Source organism: Streptomyces sp. WAC 06738 (genome assembly GCF_003945505.1).
In the GTDB taxonomy this organism is placed as follows: Bacteria; Actinomycetota; Actinomycetes; order Streptomycetales; family Streptomycetaceae; genus Streptomyces.
Genome location: NZ_CP029618.1, coordinates 4,002,761 through 4,019,547 on the forward strand (window position 1 = coordinate 4,002,761; position 16,787 = coordinate 4,019,547).

The 16,787-nt window shown below is 74.2% G+C and carries 17 protein-coding genes and 1 tRNA gene; 11 read left to right on the plus strand and 7 right to left on the minus strand.

Annotation, left to right across the window (positions count from 1 at the left end):
• Nucleotides 1-208 precede the first annotated feature (208 nt).
• From DMB38_RS17295 to DMB38_RS17310, 4 genes are all read left to right on the plus strand, one after another.
• A tRNA-Leu gene (locus DMB38_RS17295) sits at nt 209-292 on the plus strand.
• A 448-nt stretch (nt 293-740) separates the two neighbouring features.
• Entirely contained in the window at nt 741-1,316 is a 576-nt protein-coding gene (locus tag DMB38_RS17300) for a TerD family protein (protein WP_047016828.1), read from the plus strand.
• Between the two features lie 16 nt (nt 1,317-1,332).
• A complete protein-coding gene (locus DMB38_RS17305) occupies nt 1,333-2,427 on the plus strand; it encodes a hypothetical protein (RefSeq protein ID WP_240662322.1) in 1,095 nt (364 codons plus the stop codon).
• A 62-nt stretch (nt 2,428-2,489) separates the two neighbouring features.
• Nucleotides 2,490-2,834, plus strand: a complete 345-nt coding sequence (locus DMB38_RS17310; RefSeq protein ID WP_047016830.1) for a rhodanese-like domain-containing protein — start codon at nt 2,490-2,492, stop codon at nt 2,832-2,834.
• A gap of 52 nt (nt 2,835-2,886) precedes the next feature.
• Here the strand turns inward: DMB38_RS17310 and DMB38_RS17315 are convergent, their stop codons facing one another.
• From DMB38_RS17315 to paaA, 5 genes are all read right to left on the minus strand, one after another.
• Complete coding sequence (locus DMB38_RS17315; protein ID WP_125935944.1) at nt 2,887-3,984, minus strand: 2Fe-2S iron-sulfur cluster-binding protein; 1,098 nt, start codon at nt 3,982-3,984, stop codon at nt 2,887-2,889.
• Nucleotides 3,981-4,595 carry an iron-sulfur cluster assembly protein gene (locus DMB38_RS17320; protein ID WP_125935945.1) on the minus strand — a complete coding sequence of 205 codons (615 nt, stop codon included), beginning with the start codon at nt 4,593-4,595 and terminating at the stop codon, nt 3,981-3,983. The genes DMB38_RS17315 and DMB38_RS17320 overlap by 4 nt, the downstream gene beginning before the upstream one ends.
• Complete coding sequence (paaC, locus tag DMB38_RS17325; RefSeq protein ID WP_125935946.1) at nt 4,589-5,353, minus strand: 1,2-phenylacetyl-CoA epoxidase subunit PaaC; 765 nt, start codon at nt 5,351-5,353, stop codon at nt 4,589-4,591. Before paaC ends, DMB38_RS17320 begins: the two co-directional genes overlap by 7 nt.
• A complete protein-coding gene (gene paaB, locus DMB38_RS17330; protein WP_047020129.1) occupies nt 5,350-5,616 on the minus strand; it encodes a 1,2-phenylacetyl-CoA epoxidase subunit PaaB in 267 nt (88 codons plus the stop codon). Before paaB ends, paaC begins: the two co-directional genes overlap by 4 nt.
• Nucleotides 5,617-5,723: 107 nt before the next feature.
• On the minus strand, nt 5,724-6,602 hold the full coding sequence (gene paaA / locus DMB38_RS17335) for a 1,2-phenylacetyl-CoA epoxidase subunit PaaA (RefSeq protein WP_346429541.1): 879 nt from the start codon (nt 6,600-6,602) through the stop codon (nt 5,724-5,726).
• 319 nt (nt 6,603-6,921) lie between these two features.
• On the opposite strand from paaA, the gene DMB38_RS17340 reads away from it, so the two are divergent.
• The 3 genes from DMB38_RS17340 (at nt 6,922) to DMB38_RS17350 (ending at nt 9,849) form a co-directional block, all read left to right on the plus strand.
• Nucleotides 6,922-7,707: a DUF5819 family protein gene (locus tag DMB38_RS17340; RefSeq protein WP_125935948.1), complete on the plus strand. Its 786-nt coding sequence runs from the start codon at nt 6,922-6,924 to the stop codon at nt 7,705-7,707.
• A gap of 35 nt (nt 7,708-7,742) precedes the next feature.
• A complete protein-coding gene (locus DMB38_RS17345) occupies nt 7,743-9,002 on the plus strand; it encodes an HTTM domain-containing protein (protein WP_240662326.1) in 1,260 nt (419 codons plus the stop codon).
• A 70-nt stretch (nt 9,003-9,072) separates the two neighbouring features.
• A complete protein-coding gene (locus tag DMB38_RS17350) occupies nt 9,073-9,849 on the plus strand; it encodes an RNA methyltransferase (RefSeq protein WP_125935950.1) in 777 nt (258 codons plus the stop codon).
• 48 nt (nt 9,850-9,897) lie between these two features.
• On the opposite strand, the gene paaN is transcribed toward DMB38_RS17350, so the two are convergent.
• Entirely contained in the window at nt 9,898-11,580 is a 1,683-nt protein-coding gene (gene paaN / locus DMB38_RS17355) for a phenylacetic acid degradation protein PaaN (protein WP_125935951.1), read from the minus strand.
• 92 nt (nt 11,581-11,672) lie between these two features.
• Here paaN and DMB38_RS17360 point away from each other — a divergent pair, with 92 nt between their 5' ends.
• Nucleotides 11,673-12,287 carry a TetR/AcrR family transcriptional regulator gene (locus tag DMB38_RS17360; protein WP_125935952.1) on the plus strand — a complete coding sequence of 205 codons (615 nt, stop codon included), beginning with the start codon at nt 11,673-11,675 and terminating at the stop codon, nt 12,285-12,287.
• 51 nt (nt 12,288-12,338) lie between these two features.
• Here the strand turns inward: DMB38_RS17360 and DMB38_RS17365 are convergent, their stop codons facing one another.
• Nucleotides 12,339-12,869, minus strand: a complete 531-nt coding sequence (locus DMB38_RS17365; protein WP_125935953.1) for an Lrp/AsnC family transcriptional regulator — start codon at nt 12,867-12,869, stop codon at nt 12,339-12,341.
• A 161-nt stretch (nt 12,870-13,030) separates the two neighbouring features.
• Between DMB38_RS17365 and pdhA the strand changes: the two genes are divergently transcribed.
• From pdhA to DMB38_RS17380, 3 genes are read left to right on the plus strand one after another with little or no spacing between them, the layout of a single operon-like run.
• Nucleotides 13,031-14,176: a pyruvate dehydrogenase (acetyl-transferring) E1 component subunit alpha gene (gene pdhA / locus DMB38_RS17370; RefSeq protein WP_125935954.1), complete on the plus strand. Its 1,146-nt coding sequence runs from the start codon at nt 13,031-13,033 to the stop codon at nt 14,174-14,176.
• The gene (locus DMB38_RS17375; protein WP_125935955.1) at nt 14,173-15,210 is read left to right on the plus strand and encodes an alpha-ketoacid dehydrogenase subunit beta; all 1,038 of its coding nucleotides are present in this window, start codon (nt 14,173-14,175) and stop codon (nt 15,208-15,210) included. Before pdhA ends, DMB38_RS17375 begins: the two co-directional genes overlap by 4 nt.
• A complete protein-coding gene (locus DMB38_RS17380) occupies nt 15,210-16,754 on the plus strand; it encodes a dihydrolipoamide acetyltransferase family protein (protein WP_125935956.1) in 1,545 nt (514 codons plus the stop codon). Before DMB38_RS17375 ends, DMB38_RS17380 begins: the two co-directional genes overlap by 1 nt.
• The last annotated feature ends 33 nt before the right edge of the window (nt 16,755-16,787 follow it).

A 16,787-nucleotide genomic window follows, 5' to 3' on the forward strand; every position in this document is an offset into this window, starting at 1 on the left:
CAGCCGGCCGCCCCGCCCTGCTCCTCCACCGTCCGCCCAGGCGTCCCCTGGGATGGTACGGGCGGCTCCTCCCAGTGTCCCGCACCCGCGGCCCCGAGCGGCCTCGGTGCGGGCAAATCGGATGTGATTCGGGCCCGGACCGCGTGCTAGTCTTCCTGACGTCAGCACAACGCCGGGGCGGCTTCCAGTCGCGTACGGCACACCCTTTGCGCGGGTGGCGGAATAGGCAGACGCGCTGGATTCAGGTTCCAGTGTCCGAAAGGACGTGGGGGTTCAACTCCCCCCTCGCGCACACAGACGGCATCGACGGAAGGTGCCCGGCCCAGGTGACGCACGTCACCGGTGCGGGGAGCCTTCCGTCGTTTTGTTGTGCGCCCCGCGCCCCGTGCTCGTCGGGTGGGTGCCGCGGCCGAGGGGCCCGGATGCGCTTGCGCTCTTTCCCGGCAGCACGGCGCCGGTCGGCGATGTGTGAAACGGTTGAGGGGAGCGTCGGGCCGCCGCGGGGCGGCCCGGGTCTGGTTTCACGTGAAACGCCCGGACGGCGTAACGCGCCGCCCGGGGGGTTCCGGGGCGATCGGCGAAGGTGGTAGACCCAAAGGCACGAGGTCCGATTCGTCGCCGTACGCTGGCGGGAACCGGGGTCCCGGGGTGCTCGTTGCACCGATGGGTGCCGCGGTCAGCCGGGCCCAGCAATGTTCGTCAAGCGGCGCGGCCCGCGCCGGATTGGGGCAGGGTAAGTCATGGGTGTCAGCCTCGCTAAGGGTGGAAACGTCTCGCTGACGAAGGAGGCGCCGGGGCTCACGGCCGTCGTCGTCGGTCTCGGCTGGGACGTGCGTACCACCACCGGCTCGGACTTCGACCTCGACGCCAGCGCGCTGCTGCTCGGCGCCGACGGGAAGGTCCTCTCGGACCAGCACTTCATCTTCTTCAACAACCTCAAGAGCCCCGACGGCTCCGTCGAGCACACCGGTGACAACCTCACCGGTGAGGGCGAGGGTGACGACGAGCAGGTGAAGGTGAACCTCGCGGGCGTGCCCGCCGAGATCGAGAAGATCAGCTTCCCGGTGTCGATCTACGAGGCCGAGAGCCGCCAGCAGAGCTTCGGCCAGGTGCGCAACGCGTTCATCCGCGTCGTCAACCAGGCCGACAACAACGAGATCGCCCGCTACGACCTCAGCGAGGACGCCTCGACCGAGACCGCCATGGTCTTCGGCGAGCTGTACCGCAACGGGGCCGAGTGGAAGTTCCGCGCCGTGGGCCAGGGCTACGCCTCGGGGCTGCGCGGCATCGCACAGGACTTCGGCGTCAACGTCTGAGTCAACGTCCGAGCCGGTGACGGCTCTTGAGGCGGTGGAGCCGCGGAGCCCCCGGGCCCGCGCCCTCCCGCCCCTGCCCGATCAGCGGACCGGCGACGGCAGTGCCGTCGCCGGTCCCGCCGTTTCCGCGACCGGACCGCGACCGGGGCGGGCGGGGCCGTATGCGGCGGGCCACACCTCGCGGAACCGGCCGTCCCGCCCGGAGGCCCACCCCGTACGCTGGCGGGGTGACGGAACCCGCGGAGCCCGACGAGCAGACGCCCCCGACGACGAGCACGCGCGCGCCGACGGGGCAGCCGGCGGCGAGCACGCCGAGGACGCGGACGGCGGCGAGGACACCGGCGCCGAGCGGCTGGAGCGCGCCGTACGGGCCGCGGAGCAGGCCCTCATCGAGTTCGAGGTGGCCGTCGAGACGTTCCGTATCGAGGTCGACAACTTCTCCCGGCTGCACCACCAGCGCCTCGGCCCCATGTACAGCCGCCTCGACGAGCTGGACGCCCTCATCGCCGAGGCCAGGGCCGAGCGGACCGGTGACCCGGAGGACAAGCGCCGGGCCGACGAGGCGCGGGCGCTGGTGATGCCGATGCCCGGAGTCGAGGAGCTCTTCGGCGGCTGGCTCGACTCCGACGGGCTCTCGCCGGAGGCCGCGGACATGCTCACCGGCCGGCCGGTGTCGCCGCCGCCGCGGGTGCGGCCCAGCGAGGAGGCCCGGCGGCTCTACCGCGAGCTGGCCCGCATGGCGCACCCCGACCTCGCCCAGGACGAGCACGAGTCGGACCGGCGCAGCGCTTTCATCGCCCGGGTGAACACCGCGTACGCCTCCGGGGACGTCGAGGCGCTGACCGCGCTCAAGGCGGAGTGGCAGGCCGGGCCCGCGCCCGAGGAGCCCCGGCGCAGCCGGGCCGAGGAGCTGTACGCGCGGCTGGAGTGGCTGGCGCAGCGCAAGGAGCTGCTGGTGTCGGTCGCGAAGCAGTTGGAGGAGGGCGCGATCGGCCAGATGCTGAAGCTCGCGCCCGACGACCCGGACCGGCTGCTGGAGGAGATCGCCGAGGAGCTGCTGGCGCGGGTGTCGGAGAAGGAAGCGGCGCTCGCGGAGCTGGCCCGCGGCTGAGCCGGGGCCGGGTCCGGAGAGAGCCGGGACGGGCACGGGCGGCGGTCCGGTAGCGTCGTGGCATGAGCTTTGGTCACGTACCCACGGTCGGCATCGACGAGCTGACGGAGACCGCCTTCCTCCTGGACGTCCGCGAGGACGACGAGTGGCAGGCAGGCCACGCCGAGGGCGCCCTGCATGTCCCGATGAGCCAGTTCGCCGCGCGCTACGGCGAGGTGACCGAGGCGGCGCCGCAGGACGGCCGGATCAACGTGATCTGCCGCTCCGGCGGGCGCTCGGCGCAGGTGGCGATGTACCTGGTGCAGCAGGGGATGGACGCCGTCAACGTCGCCGGGGGCATGGAGGCGTGGGCCGCCGCCGGGCGGCCGGTCGTGGACGACAAGGGCGCCGCGGGGCACGTGCTCTGACCCGGCCCGCGGCCGTGGTCGTGACGACGGCCGCGGCCGCGGCCCGCCCCGGTCAGCGGTCGAAGTCCAGCTCCACCTGCTCGGTCACCGGATGCGACTGGCAGGCCAGCACGTAGCCGGCGGCCAGCTCGTCGGGCTCCAGCGCGTAGCTGCGGTCCATCCGGACCTCGCCGCGGACCAGGAACGCCCGGCACGTACCGCAGACGCCGCCCTTGCAGGCGTACGGGGCGTCCGGGCGGGCCCGCAGCACCGCGTCGAGCAGCTTCTCGCCCGGCCGCAGCGGCCAACTGCCGGAGCGGCCCGCGAGGGTGGCGGTCAGCGTGCTGTGCTCGGGCGCGGCGCCGGCGGGCTCGGGAGCCGGGGCGTCGTCGATGTGGAAGATCTCCTCGTGGATCCGGCGGCGGGGCACGCCGAGGCCGCGCAGCCCGCGCTCGGCCTGCTGGATCAGCCCGAAGGGCCCGCACAGGAACCAGCCCGCGACGTCCGCCACCGGCAGCAGCGCGGGCAGCAGCTCCGCCAGCCGCGCCGCGTCCAGCCGTCCCGCGGCCAGCCCGGCCTGCTGCTCCTCGCGGCTGAGCACCTGCACGACCTGGAGCCGGTCGGGATAGCGGTCCTTGAGGTCGGCGACCTCCTCCAGGAACATCGCGGAGTCGGTCGAGCGGTCGCTGCGGACGAGGCAGAAGCGGGCCCGCGGGTCGCGCCCGAGGAGGGTCGCGGCGATCGAGAGCACGGGCGTGATGCCGCTGCCGCCGGCCACCGCGCCGTACCGCCCGCCGGGGACGGGGGTCTCGCGCAGCCCGAAGCGGCCCGCGGGCGTGAGCACGGGCAGGGTCTCCCCCGGCGCGAGCCGCCGGTTGACGTACGGCGAGCAGGCGCCGTCGGCGACCTCGCGGACGCCGACGGTCAGCTCGGCGGGCGCGGGGTCCTCGGGGGAGCAGATCGAGTACGTCCGCCGGTCGCTCGTGCCGCCTTCGGTGCCGGTGGGGATCCGCAGGGCGACGTGCTGCCCGGCCCGGAAGCCGTACACGGCGCGCAGCTCGGGCGGCACGGCGAAGGTCACGGCGACGGCGTCGTCGGTGAGACGGCGGATGCCGGCGACCTTGAGGTCGTGGAAGACGGCGTGCCCCCGGGGTGCGGCGGCGGAGGTCACGTCAGCTCCTTGAAGTGGTCGAAGGGCTCCAGGCAGGCGGTGCAGCGGCGGAGCGCCTTGCAGGCGGTGGAGGAGAACGGCGACAGCAACTCGGTCTCGGCGGAGCCGCAGTGGGGACACGGGACGCCTGCGACGGGCGCGGTGGCCCCCGGCCTCATGGAGCCGGCACCGCCCGGCGCCGGGGCCGGCCCGTCGCCCGGCGACGGCGTCGCCGGGGCGCGCCGGGGGCTCAGCATGACCGGGACCGGGCCCTCGGGGCGCGTCGTACGGGGTGGGGCGATGCCCGACTCGGCGAGCTTGCGGCGGCCCTCCGGGGTGATGTCGTCCGTCGTCCACGGCGGCGCCAGCACCCGCCGCACCCGTACCTCCGCCATCCCGCCGCGCTCGCGCAGCACCCGCTCGATGTCCTCGGCCATGGACTCCACGGCCGGGCAGCCCGTGTACGTCGGCGTCAGCTCGACCTCCACCGCCGCCGCCCCGGTCCTGCGCACCCCGCGGACCACGCCCAGCTCCGCGAGCGTCAGCATCGGCAGCTCCGGGTCCGGCACGCTGCCGGCCAGCTCCCGCAGCCGCTCCTCCAGCGGGGTGTCCCCCGGGGCGTCCGTCACCATGACGCCCCCGGGTGGCTGCGGTGCAGATGCTGCATCTCCGCGAGCATCCGGCCGAACGGCTCCGTGTGCACGCCCTCGCGCCCGGCCCCGGCCGACCAGCCGGTGCCGCGCGGGCCCTCGGGCAGCCCGAGCGTGGCGCGCTCCAGCACGCCGCCCACGGCCGCCAGCCACGCCGCCTCCAGCCCGGCCCAGTCCACCGCCAGGCCCCCGATGGGCCGGAAGAGCTCGCCCGTGAACCGCCAGAGCGCGTCGAGGCCCGCCCGCATCCGGGCGTGCGAGGTCTCCGTGCCGTCGCCGAGGCGCAGGGTCCACTGCTCGGCGTGGTCGCGGTGGTACGCGACCTCCTTCACCGCCTTCGCCGCGAGCGGCGCCAGGGGCGACGGCTCACCGGCGGCGGCCAACTGCCCGTAGAGCAGCTCCTGGTAGACGGAGAAGTACAACTGGCGGGCGATCGTGTGCGCGAAGTCGCCGTTCGGCTGCTCGACCAACTGCACGTTGCGGAAGGCGCGTTCCTCGCGGAGGAAGGCCAGCTCGTCCTCGTCCCCGACGAGGGAGAGCAGCGTGCGCGCCTGGCCGAGCAGGTCGAGCGCGATGTTCGCGAGGGCGACCTCCTCCTCCAGGACCGGCGCGTGGCCGGTCCACTCCGCGAGCCGGTGGGAGAGCACGAGCGCGTCGTCCCCCAGCGCCAGCGCGCCCGCGGCGGCGGCGGGGTCGAGGGGCGCCGGGGCGGCGGTGGCCGGGTCCTGGGCGGTGCTCACAGGTTCCGCACCCCCTCCGGCAGCTCGTAGAACGTGGGGTGCCGGTACGGCTTGTCGGCGGCGGGGGCGAAGAACGGGTCCTTCTCGTCGGGCGAGGAGGCCGTGACCGCCGCGGACGGCACGACCCACACCGAGACGCCCTCCTGGCGGCGGGTGTAGAGATCGCGCGCATTGCGCAGGGCCATGGCGGCGTCCGGGGCGTGCAGCGAGCCGGCGTGCACATGCGACAGGCCGCGCCTGCTGCGTACGAACACCTCCCACAGCGGCCAGTCCCCTGCCGCCTCCGCGCCGCCGGACCCGGGGGCAGTCTCCGCGCCCGTACGCCCCGGGGCCGCGTCCTGCTCCGCACCGCCGCCGGCGGCCGGCGCCGTCATGCCGCCGCCTCCGCGGACTCCGCGGCGCGCGCCCGCTTCGCGGCGTACGCCGCGGCGGCGTCGCGCACCCATGCGCCGTCCTCGTGCGCCTGCCGCCTGCGGCCTATCCGCTGCTCGTTGCACGGTCCGTTCCCCCGGAGGACCTCCTTGAACTCCGTCCAGTCGATGGCGCCGAAGTCGTGCTGTCCCCGCTCCTCGTTCCACCGCAGGTCGGGGTCCGGGAGCGTCAGGCCCAGGATCTCGGCCTGCGGCACGCAGATGTCGACGAAGCGCTGGCGCAGCTCGTCGTTCGAGTGGCGCTTGATCTTCCAGGCCATGGACTGCGCCGAGTGCGCCGACTCGTCGTCGGGCGGGCCGAACATCATCAGCGACGGCCACCACCAGCGGTCGACCGCGTCCTGCGCCATCGCGCGCTGCCCGGGGGTGCCGTGCGCGAGGGTGTGGAGCAGCTCGTACCCCTGGCGCTGGTGGAAGGACTCCTCCTTGCAGATGCGGACCATCGCGCGCGCGTACGGGCCGTAGGAGCAGCGGCACAGCGGCACCTGGTTGATGATCGCGGCACCGTCCACGAGCCAGCCGATGGCGCCGACGTCGGCCCAGGTGAGCGTGGGGTAGTTGAAGATCGAGGAGTACTTCTGGCGGCCGGCGTGCAGCTTGTCCAGCAACTCGTCGCGGCCGGTGCCCAGGGTCTCGGCGGCGCTGTAGAGATACAGGCCGTGGCCCGCCTCGTCCTGCACCTTGGCGAGCAGGATCGCCTTGCGGCGCAGGGAGGGGGCGCGCGTCAGCCAGTTCGCCTCCGGCTGCATGCCGATGATCTCGGAGTGCGCGTGCTGGGCGATCTGGCGCACGAGCGTCGCGCGGTAGGCGTCCGGCATCCAGTCGCGCGGCTCGATGCGCTCGTCCGCGGCGATTTTCGCCTCGAACGCGGCGGTGGCCTGCGGCGCGTCTTCCGCCGTGCCCGCGCCCGTACGGGATCGGGGACCCGGCTCGGCTCCCGGCCCGCGGCCTCTTTCGGTGATCGTCTCCGGCATCTCGGCTCCCGTGCCCTCCCTACCGACCGATCGTTCGGTTCCATGCTCCTTGCCCGGCCTTACCCTGTCAAGGTCGGTTTCTGCCCCCGCAGACTGCGCGGAGGCGGTCGGGGTGGGTAGCGTGCCGGTCCTAAGGACCGGAGGAGACGGGAGCCCGGGGGTTATGGAATCGCGCCAGCCGGACGAGAGCCGCGCCGGCATACCCGACGGCGGGGGCGTCACGGGGGCGGAAGCGGCGGCGCCGGCGGAGCCCGCGGAGGGCGAGGCGGCGGCCTCGCCGCGGCCGGTGCTCGGCGTCGCCGGGCTGTCGCCGGTCTCGCGGATCATCGTCGCCCTGGCCATCGCGGTGCTGGTCGGCGTCGTCACCGTGCACCTGGGCGCGGGCTTCCTGCACGTCGCCCCGGCCAACACGCTCAGCAAGAAGCACGACGAGACGATCGACCGCATCGTCTTCCCCGAGTTCGAGCAGAACTGGCGGCTCTTCGCGCCCAACCCGCTGCAGACGAACATCCACGTCGAGGTACGTGCCCAGTTGCGGATGCCCGGCGGCGACACCGAGGAGACCGGCTGGGTCGACCTCACCGCCATGGACCACGAGAACATCAGGGGCAACCCGGCCCCCAGCCACACCGTGCAGAACGAACTGCGCCGCGGCTGGGACTACTGGACCGACACCCACGACGAGGACAACCGCGCCGTCTCCGACCGCGCCGACCTCGCCGAGGACTACGTCAAGCGCATCGTGATGCGGCGCCTGGGCCCGGTGCTGAACGAGGGCCGGGTCGAGAAGATCCAGCTCCGGCAGACCAGCCGCCGGATCGCGCCGCCGCCGTGGAGCAGCGAGCGGTGGGACACCGCGCCGGTCTACCGGGAGCTGCCGTGGTGGATCGTCACGGGGGAGGACCTGATGGAGAGCGACCGTGAGGTGTGGGAGGAGACCGCCCAGTGACCTCGGCACCGCACACCCCCCCCACGCCCCCCGAGATGCCCTCGGCGAGCGAGCTGCGCCGGCGCTTCGAGGACGCCCTCACCCGCGGCCTCGGGCACGTCACGACACGGGCGCTCGGCCCGTACCAGACGGCCGTCGTGCGCATCGGCTTCGCGTTCACCTGGCTCTGCTTCCTGCTGCGCGAACTGCCGCACCGGCACGAGCTGTACGGTCCCGACGGGCCGTGGAGCTACGACCTCGGCAAGCGGCTGATCAGCCAGACCGACGCGTTCACGCTGCTGATGTGGTCGCGCAGCGAGTTCTGGTTCGAGATCGTCTACCTGCTGGCCATCGCCGCCAGCGTGATGCTGCTGCTGGGGTGGCGGACGCGGACGGCGTCGGTGCTGTTCATGATCGGCGTGCTGTCGCTCCAGAACCGCAGCATCTTCATGGGCGACGGCGGCGACAACGTCATCCACCTCATGGCCACGTACCTGGTGATCACGCGCTGCGGCCAGGTGTGGTCGCTCGACGCGCGGCGGGCGCGGCGGCAGGCGGAGCTCGGCACGGCGGCTCCGGCGCGGGACCGGGTCGGGACGGTGCTGTGGGCGGTGACCGGCGCCGCGCTGGCCACCGCGACCGTGCTGGGGCACCTGACCTGGGGCTGGGCGCTGATCTTCTGGGGTCTGTGGGTCGCGCACGCGGTGTGGTGGGCGGCGCGGCGCGCCAGGTCCGCCGAGCCGCGGACGGTCTGCGACGTGCTGGCGAACCTCGCGCACAACGCCGGGCTGCTCGTGATCATGGCCCAGGTCTGCTTCATCTATGCGACCGCCGGCTGGTACAAGGTCCAGGGCAACCGCTGGCAGGACGGCACCGCCGTCTACTACCCGCTCAAGCTGGACTACTTCACGCCCTGGCCGGGGCTCGCGGACATGATGGCGGGCAACGGGGCCGTGATCATGCTGCTCGGCTACGGCACGGTCATCGTGCAGGTCGCCTTCCCGTTCACGCTCTTCAACCGGCGGCTGAAGAACGTGCTGCTGACCGTCATGATCATCGACCACGCGTCGATCGCCGTGATCATGGGGCTGCCGTTCTTCTCGGCGGCGATGATCTCCGCGGACCTGGTGTTCCTGCCGACGATCGCCCTGGTGTGGGCGGGCGCCAAGGTCACGGGGCTGAAGAACCTGCTCCTCGGCAGGATGCCGGGCACGGCCCCGCCCGGCGAGCACCCACCGCGGGCCGGCGATCCCGGTCCGGCGATCCCGGCCCAGGCGGACTCCGCGGAGGCGCCCGCGGACGTCCGCGGGGCCTGAGGGCTTGCGGGCCCGAGGGGCGCAGGGGGCACGCGGACGGGCGGCGGGCCGCGACGCGTAGGCTCGGCGCATGAGCGCGGACGTCGTACGGAAGTGGCGCGAGGCCGCCGCGGACGACCGGGCCGTGCTGCTCGACGGCTTCCACGCCCTCAAGCACGCCCTGCGTTTCGGCGCCCGGGTCCGGATCGCCGTCACCGCCTCCCGCGCCGGCGCCCGCGCGCTCGCCGGCGAACTCGCCCCCGACCTCGCCGACCGCCTCGACGCCCTGCTCGCCGAAGTGCCCGACCGGGAGCTGCGCGAGCTGGTGCCCCGGCGGCACCCCACCGGCGTCGCCGCACTGGCCGACCGGCCGGAACCGGCCGCCGTCCGCGCCGCGCTGCGCGCGCCCCGCTCCGCGCCGGTCGTCGTCCTCGACAACCCGCGCAACCTCGGCAACGTCGGCGCCGTCGTCCGCCTCGCCGCCGGCATGGGCGCCACCGGCGTCGTCACCACCGGCGACGCCGACCCCTGGCACCCCAACGCCGTCCGCGGCGCCGCCGGGCTGCACTACGCCACCGCCGTCGCCCGCCTTCCGCTCGGTGACCTCCCCGACGCCGCCCCCGGCCCGCTCTACGCCCTCGATCCCGCCGGGGACGACCTGCGCACCCTGCGCCTGCCGCCCGGCGCACTCCTCGCCTTCGGCTCCGAACGGCACGGCATCTCCCCGGCCCTGCGCACGCGCGCGGACCGGCTCGTCTCGCTCCCGATGCGCCCGCAGGTCTCCAGCTACAACCTGGCCACCAGCGTCGCCATGACCCTCTACCACTGGTCCCAGACCGCCGGCCCGGACACCCCGGCGCACGGATAGGCCGTGCCGTCCGGATCTCCGCCGGGCTCGCGGCGACCCGTGCCGGGGCTACGCGGGGCGGCGGACCTCCACCATCCGGAAGCGGTTCGCCACGAACGCGCCGTCCGTCAGCGCCGCGTTCGCCGCCGGGTTGCCGCCCGAGCCGTGGAAGTCGGAGAAGGCCGCGGTCTGGTTCACGTACACCCCGCCGGTGAGGTTGAAGGACAACTGCGCCGGCTCCTCCAGGCACGCCTCCTCGATCCGGCGCTCCACCTCCGTCGACGTCGTGTACGCCCCGACCGTCATGGCGCCCTTCTCGCGGATCGTGCGCCGCAGCAGCTCCACGGCGTCCCCCGTCGAGTCGACCGCGACCGCGAACGACACCGGGCCGAAGCACTCCTCCAGATACGCCGCTTCGGCCTCCGGCTTCGCGCCGTCGAGCTTGACGATCACCGGCGTACGCACCGTGGCGCCGGGGAACTCCGGGTGGACCACCGCCCGGGTGGCCAGGGCGACTTCGCCGAGCCCCGGGGCCGCCTCCAGCCGCTCCCTCACCCCCGGGTTGACGATCGCGCCGAGCAGCGCCGCCGCCCGCTCGTCGTCGCCGAGGAGCTTGTCGACCGCGGCGGCGAGGCCGGCGACCACCTCGTCGTACGACTTGCGGCCCTGGTCGGTGTCGATGCCGTCGCGGGGGATCAGCAGGTTCTGCGGTGTGGTGCACATCTGGCCGCTGTAGAGCGAGAGGGAGAAGGCGAGGTTGGCGAGCATGCCGCGGTAGTCGTCCGTGGAGTCGACCACGACCGTGTTGACCCCGGCCTTCTCCGTGTAGACCTGCGCCTGGCGGGCGTTCTCCTCCAGCCACTCGCCGAAGGCGGACGAGCCGGTGTAGTCCACGATCCTGATCTCGGGGCGCAGCGCCAGCGACTTGGCCACGCCCTCGCCGTCCCGCTCGGCGGTGAGGCACACCAGGTTCGGGTCGAAGCCGGCCTCCGTCAGCACCTCGCGGGCGGCCTGCACGGTCAGCGCCAGCGGCAGCACGGCCCGCGGGTGCGGCTTGACCAGCACCGCGTTCCCCGTCGCCAGGGAGGCGAAGAGGCCGGGATAGCCGTTCCACGTCGGGAACGTGTTGCACCCCACGAGCAGCGCGACGCCGCGCGGCACGGCGGTGAAGGTCTTGCGCAGGTGCAGCGGGTCACGCTTGCCCTGCGGCTTGGACCACTCGGCGACCAGCGGCGTGCGGCTCTGCTCCGCATACGCGTACGCGACGGCCTCCAGGCCGCGGTCCTGCGCGTGCGGCCCGCCGGCCTGGAACGCCATCATGAACGCCTGGCCCGACGTGTGCATCACCGCGTGCGCGAACTCGTGGGTGCGGGCGCTGATCCGGGCCAGGATCTCCAGGCAGACCAGCGCGCGCAGCTCCGGCCCCGCCTCCCGCCACGCCCCCGTCGCCGCCCGCATCGCGGGCAGCAGCACGTCCGGGTCCGCGTGCGGATACGTGATCCCCAGCTCCAGCCCGAACGGCGAGACCTCGTCCCCCGCCCAGCCGTCCGTGCCGGGCTGGCCGAGGTCGATACGGGTGCCGCGCAGCGCCTCGAAGGCCGCCTGGCCGTCCGCGGGCGCGCTCTCGCCGTACGCCTTCGGGTGCTCGGGGTGCGGCGACCAGAAGGCGCGGGTGCGGATCGCGTCCAGCGCCTGGTCCAGGATCGGGCGGTGCTTCTCGGCGAGCGCGCCGGGCGTGAGGGGGGCGGGCATGCGGAACCAACTCCTCGTCGAGCTGGGCGGAAATCGGGCTTCGCGGCTAGAGTAACCGAATGATCGGTCGGGGCAAGAGAGGCTGTGGATAAGTGGCCGAGAGCAGGCGGACAGGCGCGCGGAGCGGCGCGAAACGGGACACGTACACCCCCGAGACGCTGCTCGCCGTGGCCGTCGAGGTCTTCCTGGAGCGGGGCTACGACGGCACCTCGATGGAACACCTCTCGCGCGCCGCGGGCATCTCCAAGTCCTCGATATACCACCACGTGCGCGGCAAGGAGGAGCTGCTCCACCGCGCGGTCAGCCGGGCGCTCGACGGCCTCTTCGGCGTCCTCGACGAGCCCGCGGCGCGCACCGGCCGGGCGGTGGACCGGCTGGAGGCCGTGGCCCGGGGCACGACCGCGGTGCTGATGGCGGAGCTGCCGTACGTGACGCTGCTGCTGCGCGTCCGCGGCAACACCGAGACGGAGCGCTGGGCGATGGAGCGCAGGCGCGAGTTCGACGCCCGGGTGGCGGCGCTGCTCAAGGAGGCGGTGGCGGACGGCGACCTCCGCGCCGACGTGGACGTCCGGCTGGCCACGCGCCTGCTCTTCGGCATGATCAACTCGATCGCGGAGTGGTACCGCCCGCGTGCGGGCAACGCGCACGACGACGCCGAGGTCACGGCGGCCGTGGTGACGCTGGCCTTCGCCGGCCTGCGGACCTGACGGCGGACGGCCCGGCCCGTACCCAGCCGGGGCGGGGCTCCGGGCCCGTACTCAGCTCAGCAGGTCGTTCTGCACGTCCGTCTCCTCGAAGACCAGCAGCGTGCGCGTCGAGAGCACCTCCGGGATCGACTGGATCCGGGTCAGCACCAGGTCGCGCAGCGCGCGGTTGTCCTCCGTGTGCACCAGCAGCAGCACGTCGAAGTCCCCGCCGACGAGCGCGATGTGCGCCGCGCCCGGCAGTTGTTCGAGCTGGCGGCGGGCGGTGCGCCAGGTGTTCTGGACGATCTTCAGCGTGATGTACGCGGACGTCCCCTGTCCCGCCCGCTCCTGGTCGATACGGGCGGCGAAGCCGCGGATCACGCCGTCGTCGATGAGGCGGTTGATCCGGGCGTAGGCGTTGGCGCGGGAGACGTGGACCTGCTCGGCCACGGAGCGTACGGAGGCGCGGCCGTCGGCGCGCAGGATGCGGACGATCTCGCGGTCGACGGAGTCGAGGCGGCGGGCCGGTGGGCGCGGCGCGGGCACCGCCGGGGCGGGCGCGGGCAGGTCAGGGGTGTCGTCTGCCAACTGTTCTTCCGCCATGCCGTACCGCCTCCCCTGTCTGGACGACCTGCTGGTATTGGAAGCTGTGCAGAACCGTTTGTCCACAGGCTGGGGTTCCCTGTAGCCAAAATGTGCCGTCAACCGAACAATCGGTAGGGAGTGCATGAGGACTCAGCCACGCCCACAAGGAGGTGGACGTCATGACGGTTCTTGAGCAGCCCGGCCGCGCGTACCAACCGGCGCCCCCGCCGGCCTGGAAGCCGCGTACGGAAGCGGCCCCCCTGCTGCCCGACCCCGAGCCTTACCGCGTGCTCGGCACCTCCGCCGCGGAGAAAAGCGACGCCGGACTGCTCCGCGAGCTGTACGGCGCGCTGGTCACCGGCCGGCGGTACAACGAACAGGCCACCACCCTCACCAAGCAGGGCCGCCTGGCCGTCTACCCGTCCACGACCGGCCAGGAAGCCTGCCAGGTCGCCGCCGCCCGCGCCCTGCGCCCGCAGGACTGGCTCTTCCCCAGCTACCGGGACACGCTCGCGGCCGTCGCCCGCGGCCTCGACCCCGTGCAGGCCCTCACCCTGCTCCGCGGCGACTGGCACACCGGGTACGACCCCGCGGAGCACCGCATCGCCCCGCTGTGCACCCCGCTCGCCACCCAGCTCCCGCACGCGGTCGGCCTCGCCCGCGCCGCGCAGCTCAAGGGTGACGACGTGGTCGCCCTCGCCATGGTCGGCGACGGCGGCACCAGCGAGGGCGATTTCCACGAGGCGCTGAACTTCGCCGCCGTCTGGCGTGCCCCCGTGGTCTTCCTCGTGCAGAACAACGGCTTCGCGATCTCCGTCCCCCTCGCCAAGCAGACCGCCGCCCCCTCCCTCGCCCACAAGGCCGTGGGGTACGGGATGCCGGGCCGCCTCGTCGACGGCAATGACGTGGTCGCCGCGTACGAGGTCCTCGCCGAGGCCGTCGAGCGGGCCAGGGGCGGTGGCGGCCCGACGCTGGTCGAGGCCGTCACGTACCGGATGGACGCGCACACCAACGCCGACGACGCCACGCGGTACCGCACGGACAGCGAGGTCGAGCCCTGGCGGGCGCACGACCCCATCGCGCTGCTGGAGGCCGAGCTGACCGGCCGCGGGCTGCTCGACGAGGCGGGCGCCGCCGCGGCCCGCGCGGCCGCGGAGGAGCTGGCGGCGGGCATGCGCGAGCGGCTGCACGCCGACGCCGAGCTGGACCCGATGGACCTCTTCGCGCACGTCTACACCGAGCCGACCCCGCAGCTCCGCGCGGAGGAGAGCATGCTCCGCGCGGAGCTGGAGGCGGAGCTCCAGGCGGAGGAGGGCGAGCGATGACGACGACGGCCGTCGCCGGCACCGCAGCCGGACGCAAGCCCGCCACCATGGCGCAGGCCCTCACCCGCGCGATGCGCGACGCCATGGCAGCCGACCCCGCGGTCCACGTCATGGGCGAGGACGTCGGGCAGCTCGGCGGCGTCTTCCGCATCACCCAGGGCCTGGCCGAGGAGTTCGGCGAGGACCGCTGCGCGGACACCCCGCTGGCCGAGGCCGGCATCCTCGGCACGGCGGTGGGGATGGCGATGTACGGGCTGCGGCCCGTGGTCGAGATGCAGTTCGACGCCTTCGGCTACCCGGCGTTCGAGCAACTCGTCAGCCACGTCTCCCGGATGCGCAACCGGACCCGGGGGGCCACCCCGATGCCGCTGACCATCCGCGTCCCGTACGGCGGCGGCATCGGCGGCGTGGAGCACCACGGCGACTCCTCCGAGGCGTACTACATGGCCACCCCCGGGCTGCACGTGGTGACGCCCGGCACCGTCGCCGACGCCTACGGGCTGCTGCGCGCGGCCATCGCCTCCGACGACCCCGTGGTCTTCATGGAGCCCAAGCGGCTCTACTGGTCGAAGGCCGGCTGGGACCCCGACCGTCCCGAGGAGGTGCCCGGCATCGGCCGCGCGGTGGTGCGCCGGCCGGGCACGACGGCGACGCTCGTGACGTACGGGCCGTCGGTGCCGGTCTGCCTGGAGGCCGCCGAGGCCGCGCGGGAGGAGGGCTGGGACCTGGAGGTCGTCGACCTGCGCTCCCTGGTGCCGTTCGACGAGGAGACGGTGACGGCGTCCGTACGGCGCACGGGCCGGGCCGTCGTCGTCCACGAGTCGCCCGGCTTCGCCGGCCCCGGCGGCGAGATCGCCGCCCGCATCGGCGAGCGGTGCTTCCACTACCTGGAGGCGCCCGTGCTGCGCGTCGCCGGCCTCGACATCCCGTATCCGCCGCCGATGCTGGAGAAGCACCACCTGCCGGGCGTGGACCGCGTGCTGGACGCGGTGTCGCGGCTGCAGTGGGAGGCCGAGTGGACGGAGGGCGGCTGATGCCGGAGGTCCGCGAGTTCGCGCTGCCCGACCTGGGGGAGGGCCTGACGGAGGCGGAGATCGTCACCTGGCTGGTGGACGTGGGCGACGTCATCGCCGTCGACCAGCCGGTGGTGGAGGTGGAGACGGCCAAGGCGATGGTCGAGGTGCCGTGCCCCTACGGGGGCGTGGTCACCGCCCGCCACGGCGACCCGGGCACGGAGGTGCCGGTGGGGTCCGTTCTGGTCACGGTGGCGGTGGAGGCCGGCACCGGCTCCGGATCCGGCGGCGGATACCGGGACCGGATCGAGGACAGGATCCGCGGCGCGGGTGCGGCGGACGGCGGTCCGGCGGGCACTGACGGCGTACGGGCCGACGGCGCACGGGCCGACGGCGTGGTGGCCGACGCGCGGGCCGCGGCGGAGTTCGCCGGGGAGGAGACGGGAGGCTCGGGCAACGTCCTCGTCGGCTACGGCACGAGCGCGGGCGGTGCGCGCAGGCGGCGGCGGAGCGCAGGTGCCGGGCGAACCTCACTGGGCGGCGGCCCGGTCCGTCCCGGCGCGGGCGCGCCGGCACCGCGGGGCGCGAAGGCGCCCGAGGTCCCGGCGGACGGGCCGGTGGCGGTCATCTCGCCGCTGGTACGGCGGATCGCCCGGGAGTCCGGCCTCGACCTGCGTGCGATCACCGGCAGCGGGCCGCACGGGCTGATCCTGCGCGCCGACGTCGAGGCCGCGGTACGGGCCGGGACGCCCGCGGGGCGCGGTGCCGCTGCTGCTGTAGGACGTACGGCCGTCGATGACGGGGCAGTCGGCGCCGGGGCCCGTACCGCTGATGGAGGAACGGCCGGGGCCGTGGCCGCGGGTGCCGGGCTCGCCGAGGGCGAGCGGGTGCCGCTGCGGGGAGTGCGCGGGGCCATCGCCGACAAGCTGTCGCGCAGCCGCCGGGAGATCCCCGATGTCACGTGCTGGGTGGACGCCGACGCGACGGAACTGCTCGACGCCCGGCGGGCGATGAACGCCGCGGCGGGGGACCGCCCCGCGGTGTCGCTGCTCGCGCTGCTCGGCCGCGTCTGCACCGCCGCGCTCGCGCGCTACCCCGAGTTGAACTCCACGGTGCAAGGCCGCGAGATAGTCCGGCTGCCCGCCGTCCACCTCGGGTTCGCCGCGCAGACGGACCGCGGGCTCGTCGTCCCGGTCGTACGCGACGCGCACGCGCTCTCCGCCGAGCGCCTCTCCGCGGAGATGGCGCGGCTGACGGAGGCGGCGCGGGCCGGCACGCTGACGCCCGCGGAGCTGACCGGCGGCACGTTCACGCTGAACAACTACGGAGTCTTCGGTGTCGACGGCTCGACCCCGATCCTCAACCACCCCGAGGCGGGCATGCTCGGCGTGGGGCGGATCGCGGAGAAGCCGTGGGTGCACCGCGGCGAGTTGGCGGTGCGGCGCGTGGTGGAGCTGTCGTTCACGTTCGACCACCGGGTGTGCGACGGCGGCACGGCGGGCGGCTTCCTGCGGTACGTGGCCGACTGCGTCGAGCATCCCGCGGTGCTGCTCAGGGCCCTCTAGCGGAACGGCGCACGGCGGGTAGGGTCCCGTGCC

Excerpts from the sequence above, each read along its gene's own strand:
- DMB38_RS17300 (WP_047016828.1), top strand. The coding sequence starts at position 741 with ATGGGTGTCAGCCTCGCTAAGGGTGGAAACGTCTCGCTGACGAAGGAG.
- paaN (WP_125935951.1), bottom strand. The coding sequence starts at position 11,580 with ATGCCCGCCCCCCTCACGCCCGGCGCGCTCGCCGAGAAGCACCGCCCG.
- DMB38_RS17375 (WP_125935955.1), top strand. The coding sequence starts at position 14,173 with ATGACGACGACGGCCGTCGCCGGCACCGCAGCCGGACGCAAGCCCGCC.
- DMB38_RS17310 (WP_047016830.1), top strand. The coding sequence starts at position 2,490 with ATGAGCTTTGGTCACGTACCCACGGTCGGCATCGACGAGCTGACGGAG.
- DMB38_RS17380 (WP_125935956.1), top strand. The coding sequence starts at position 15,210 with ATGCCGGAGGTCCGCGAGTTCGCGCTGCCCGACCTGGGGGAGGGCCTG.
- DMB38_RS17345 (WP_240662326.1), top strand. The coding sequence starts at position 7,743 with ATGCCCTCGGCGAGCGAGCTGCGCCGGCGCTTCGAGGACGCCCTCACC.
- DMB38_RS17320 (WP_125935945.1), bottom strand. The coding sequence starts at position 4,595 with ATGGTGACGGACGCCCCGGGGGACACCCCGCTGGAGGAGCGGCTGCGG.
- DMB38_RS17365 (WP_125935953.1), bottom strand. The coding sequence starts at position 12,869 with ATGGCGGAAGAACAGTTGGCAGACGACACCCCTGACCTGCCCGCGCCC.
- DMB38_RS17350 (WP_125935950.1), top strand. The coding sequence starts at position 9,073 with ATGAGCGCGGACGTCGTACGGAAGTGGCGCGAGGCCGCCGCGGACGAC.
- paaA (WP_346429541.1), bottom strand. The coding sequence starts at position 6,602 with ATGCCGGACGCCTACCGCGCGACGCTCGTGCGCCAGATCGCCCAGCAC.
- pdhA (WP_125935954.1), top strand. The coding sequence starts at position 13,031 with ATGACGGTTCTTGAGCAGCCCGGCCGCGCGTACCAACCGGCGCCCCCG.
- DMB38_RS17340 (WP_125935948.1), top strand. The coding sequence starts at position 6,922 with ATGGAATCGCGCCAGCCGGACGAGAGCCGCGCCGGCATACCCGACGGC.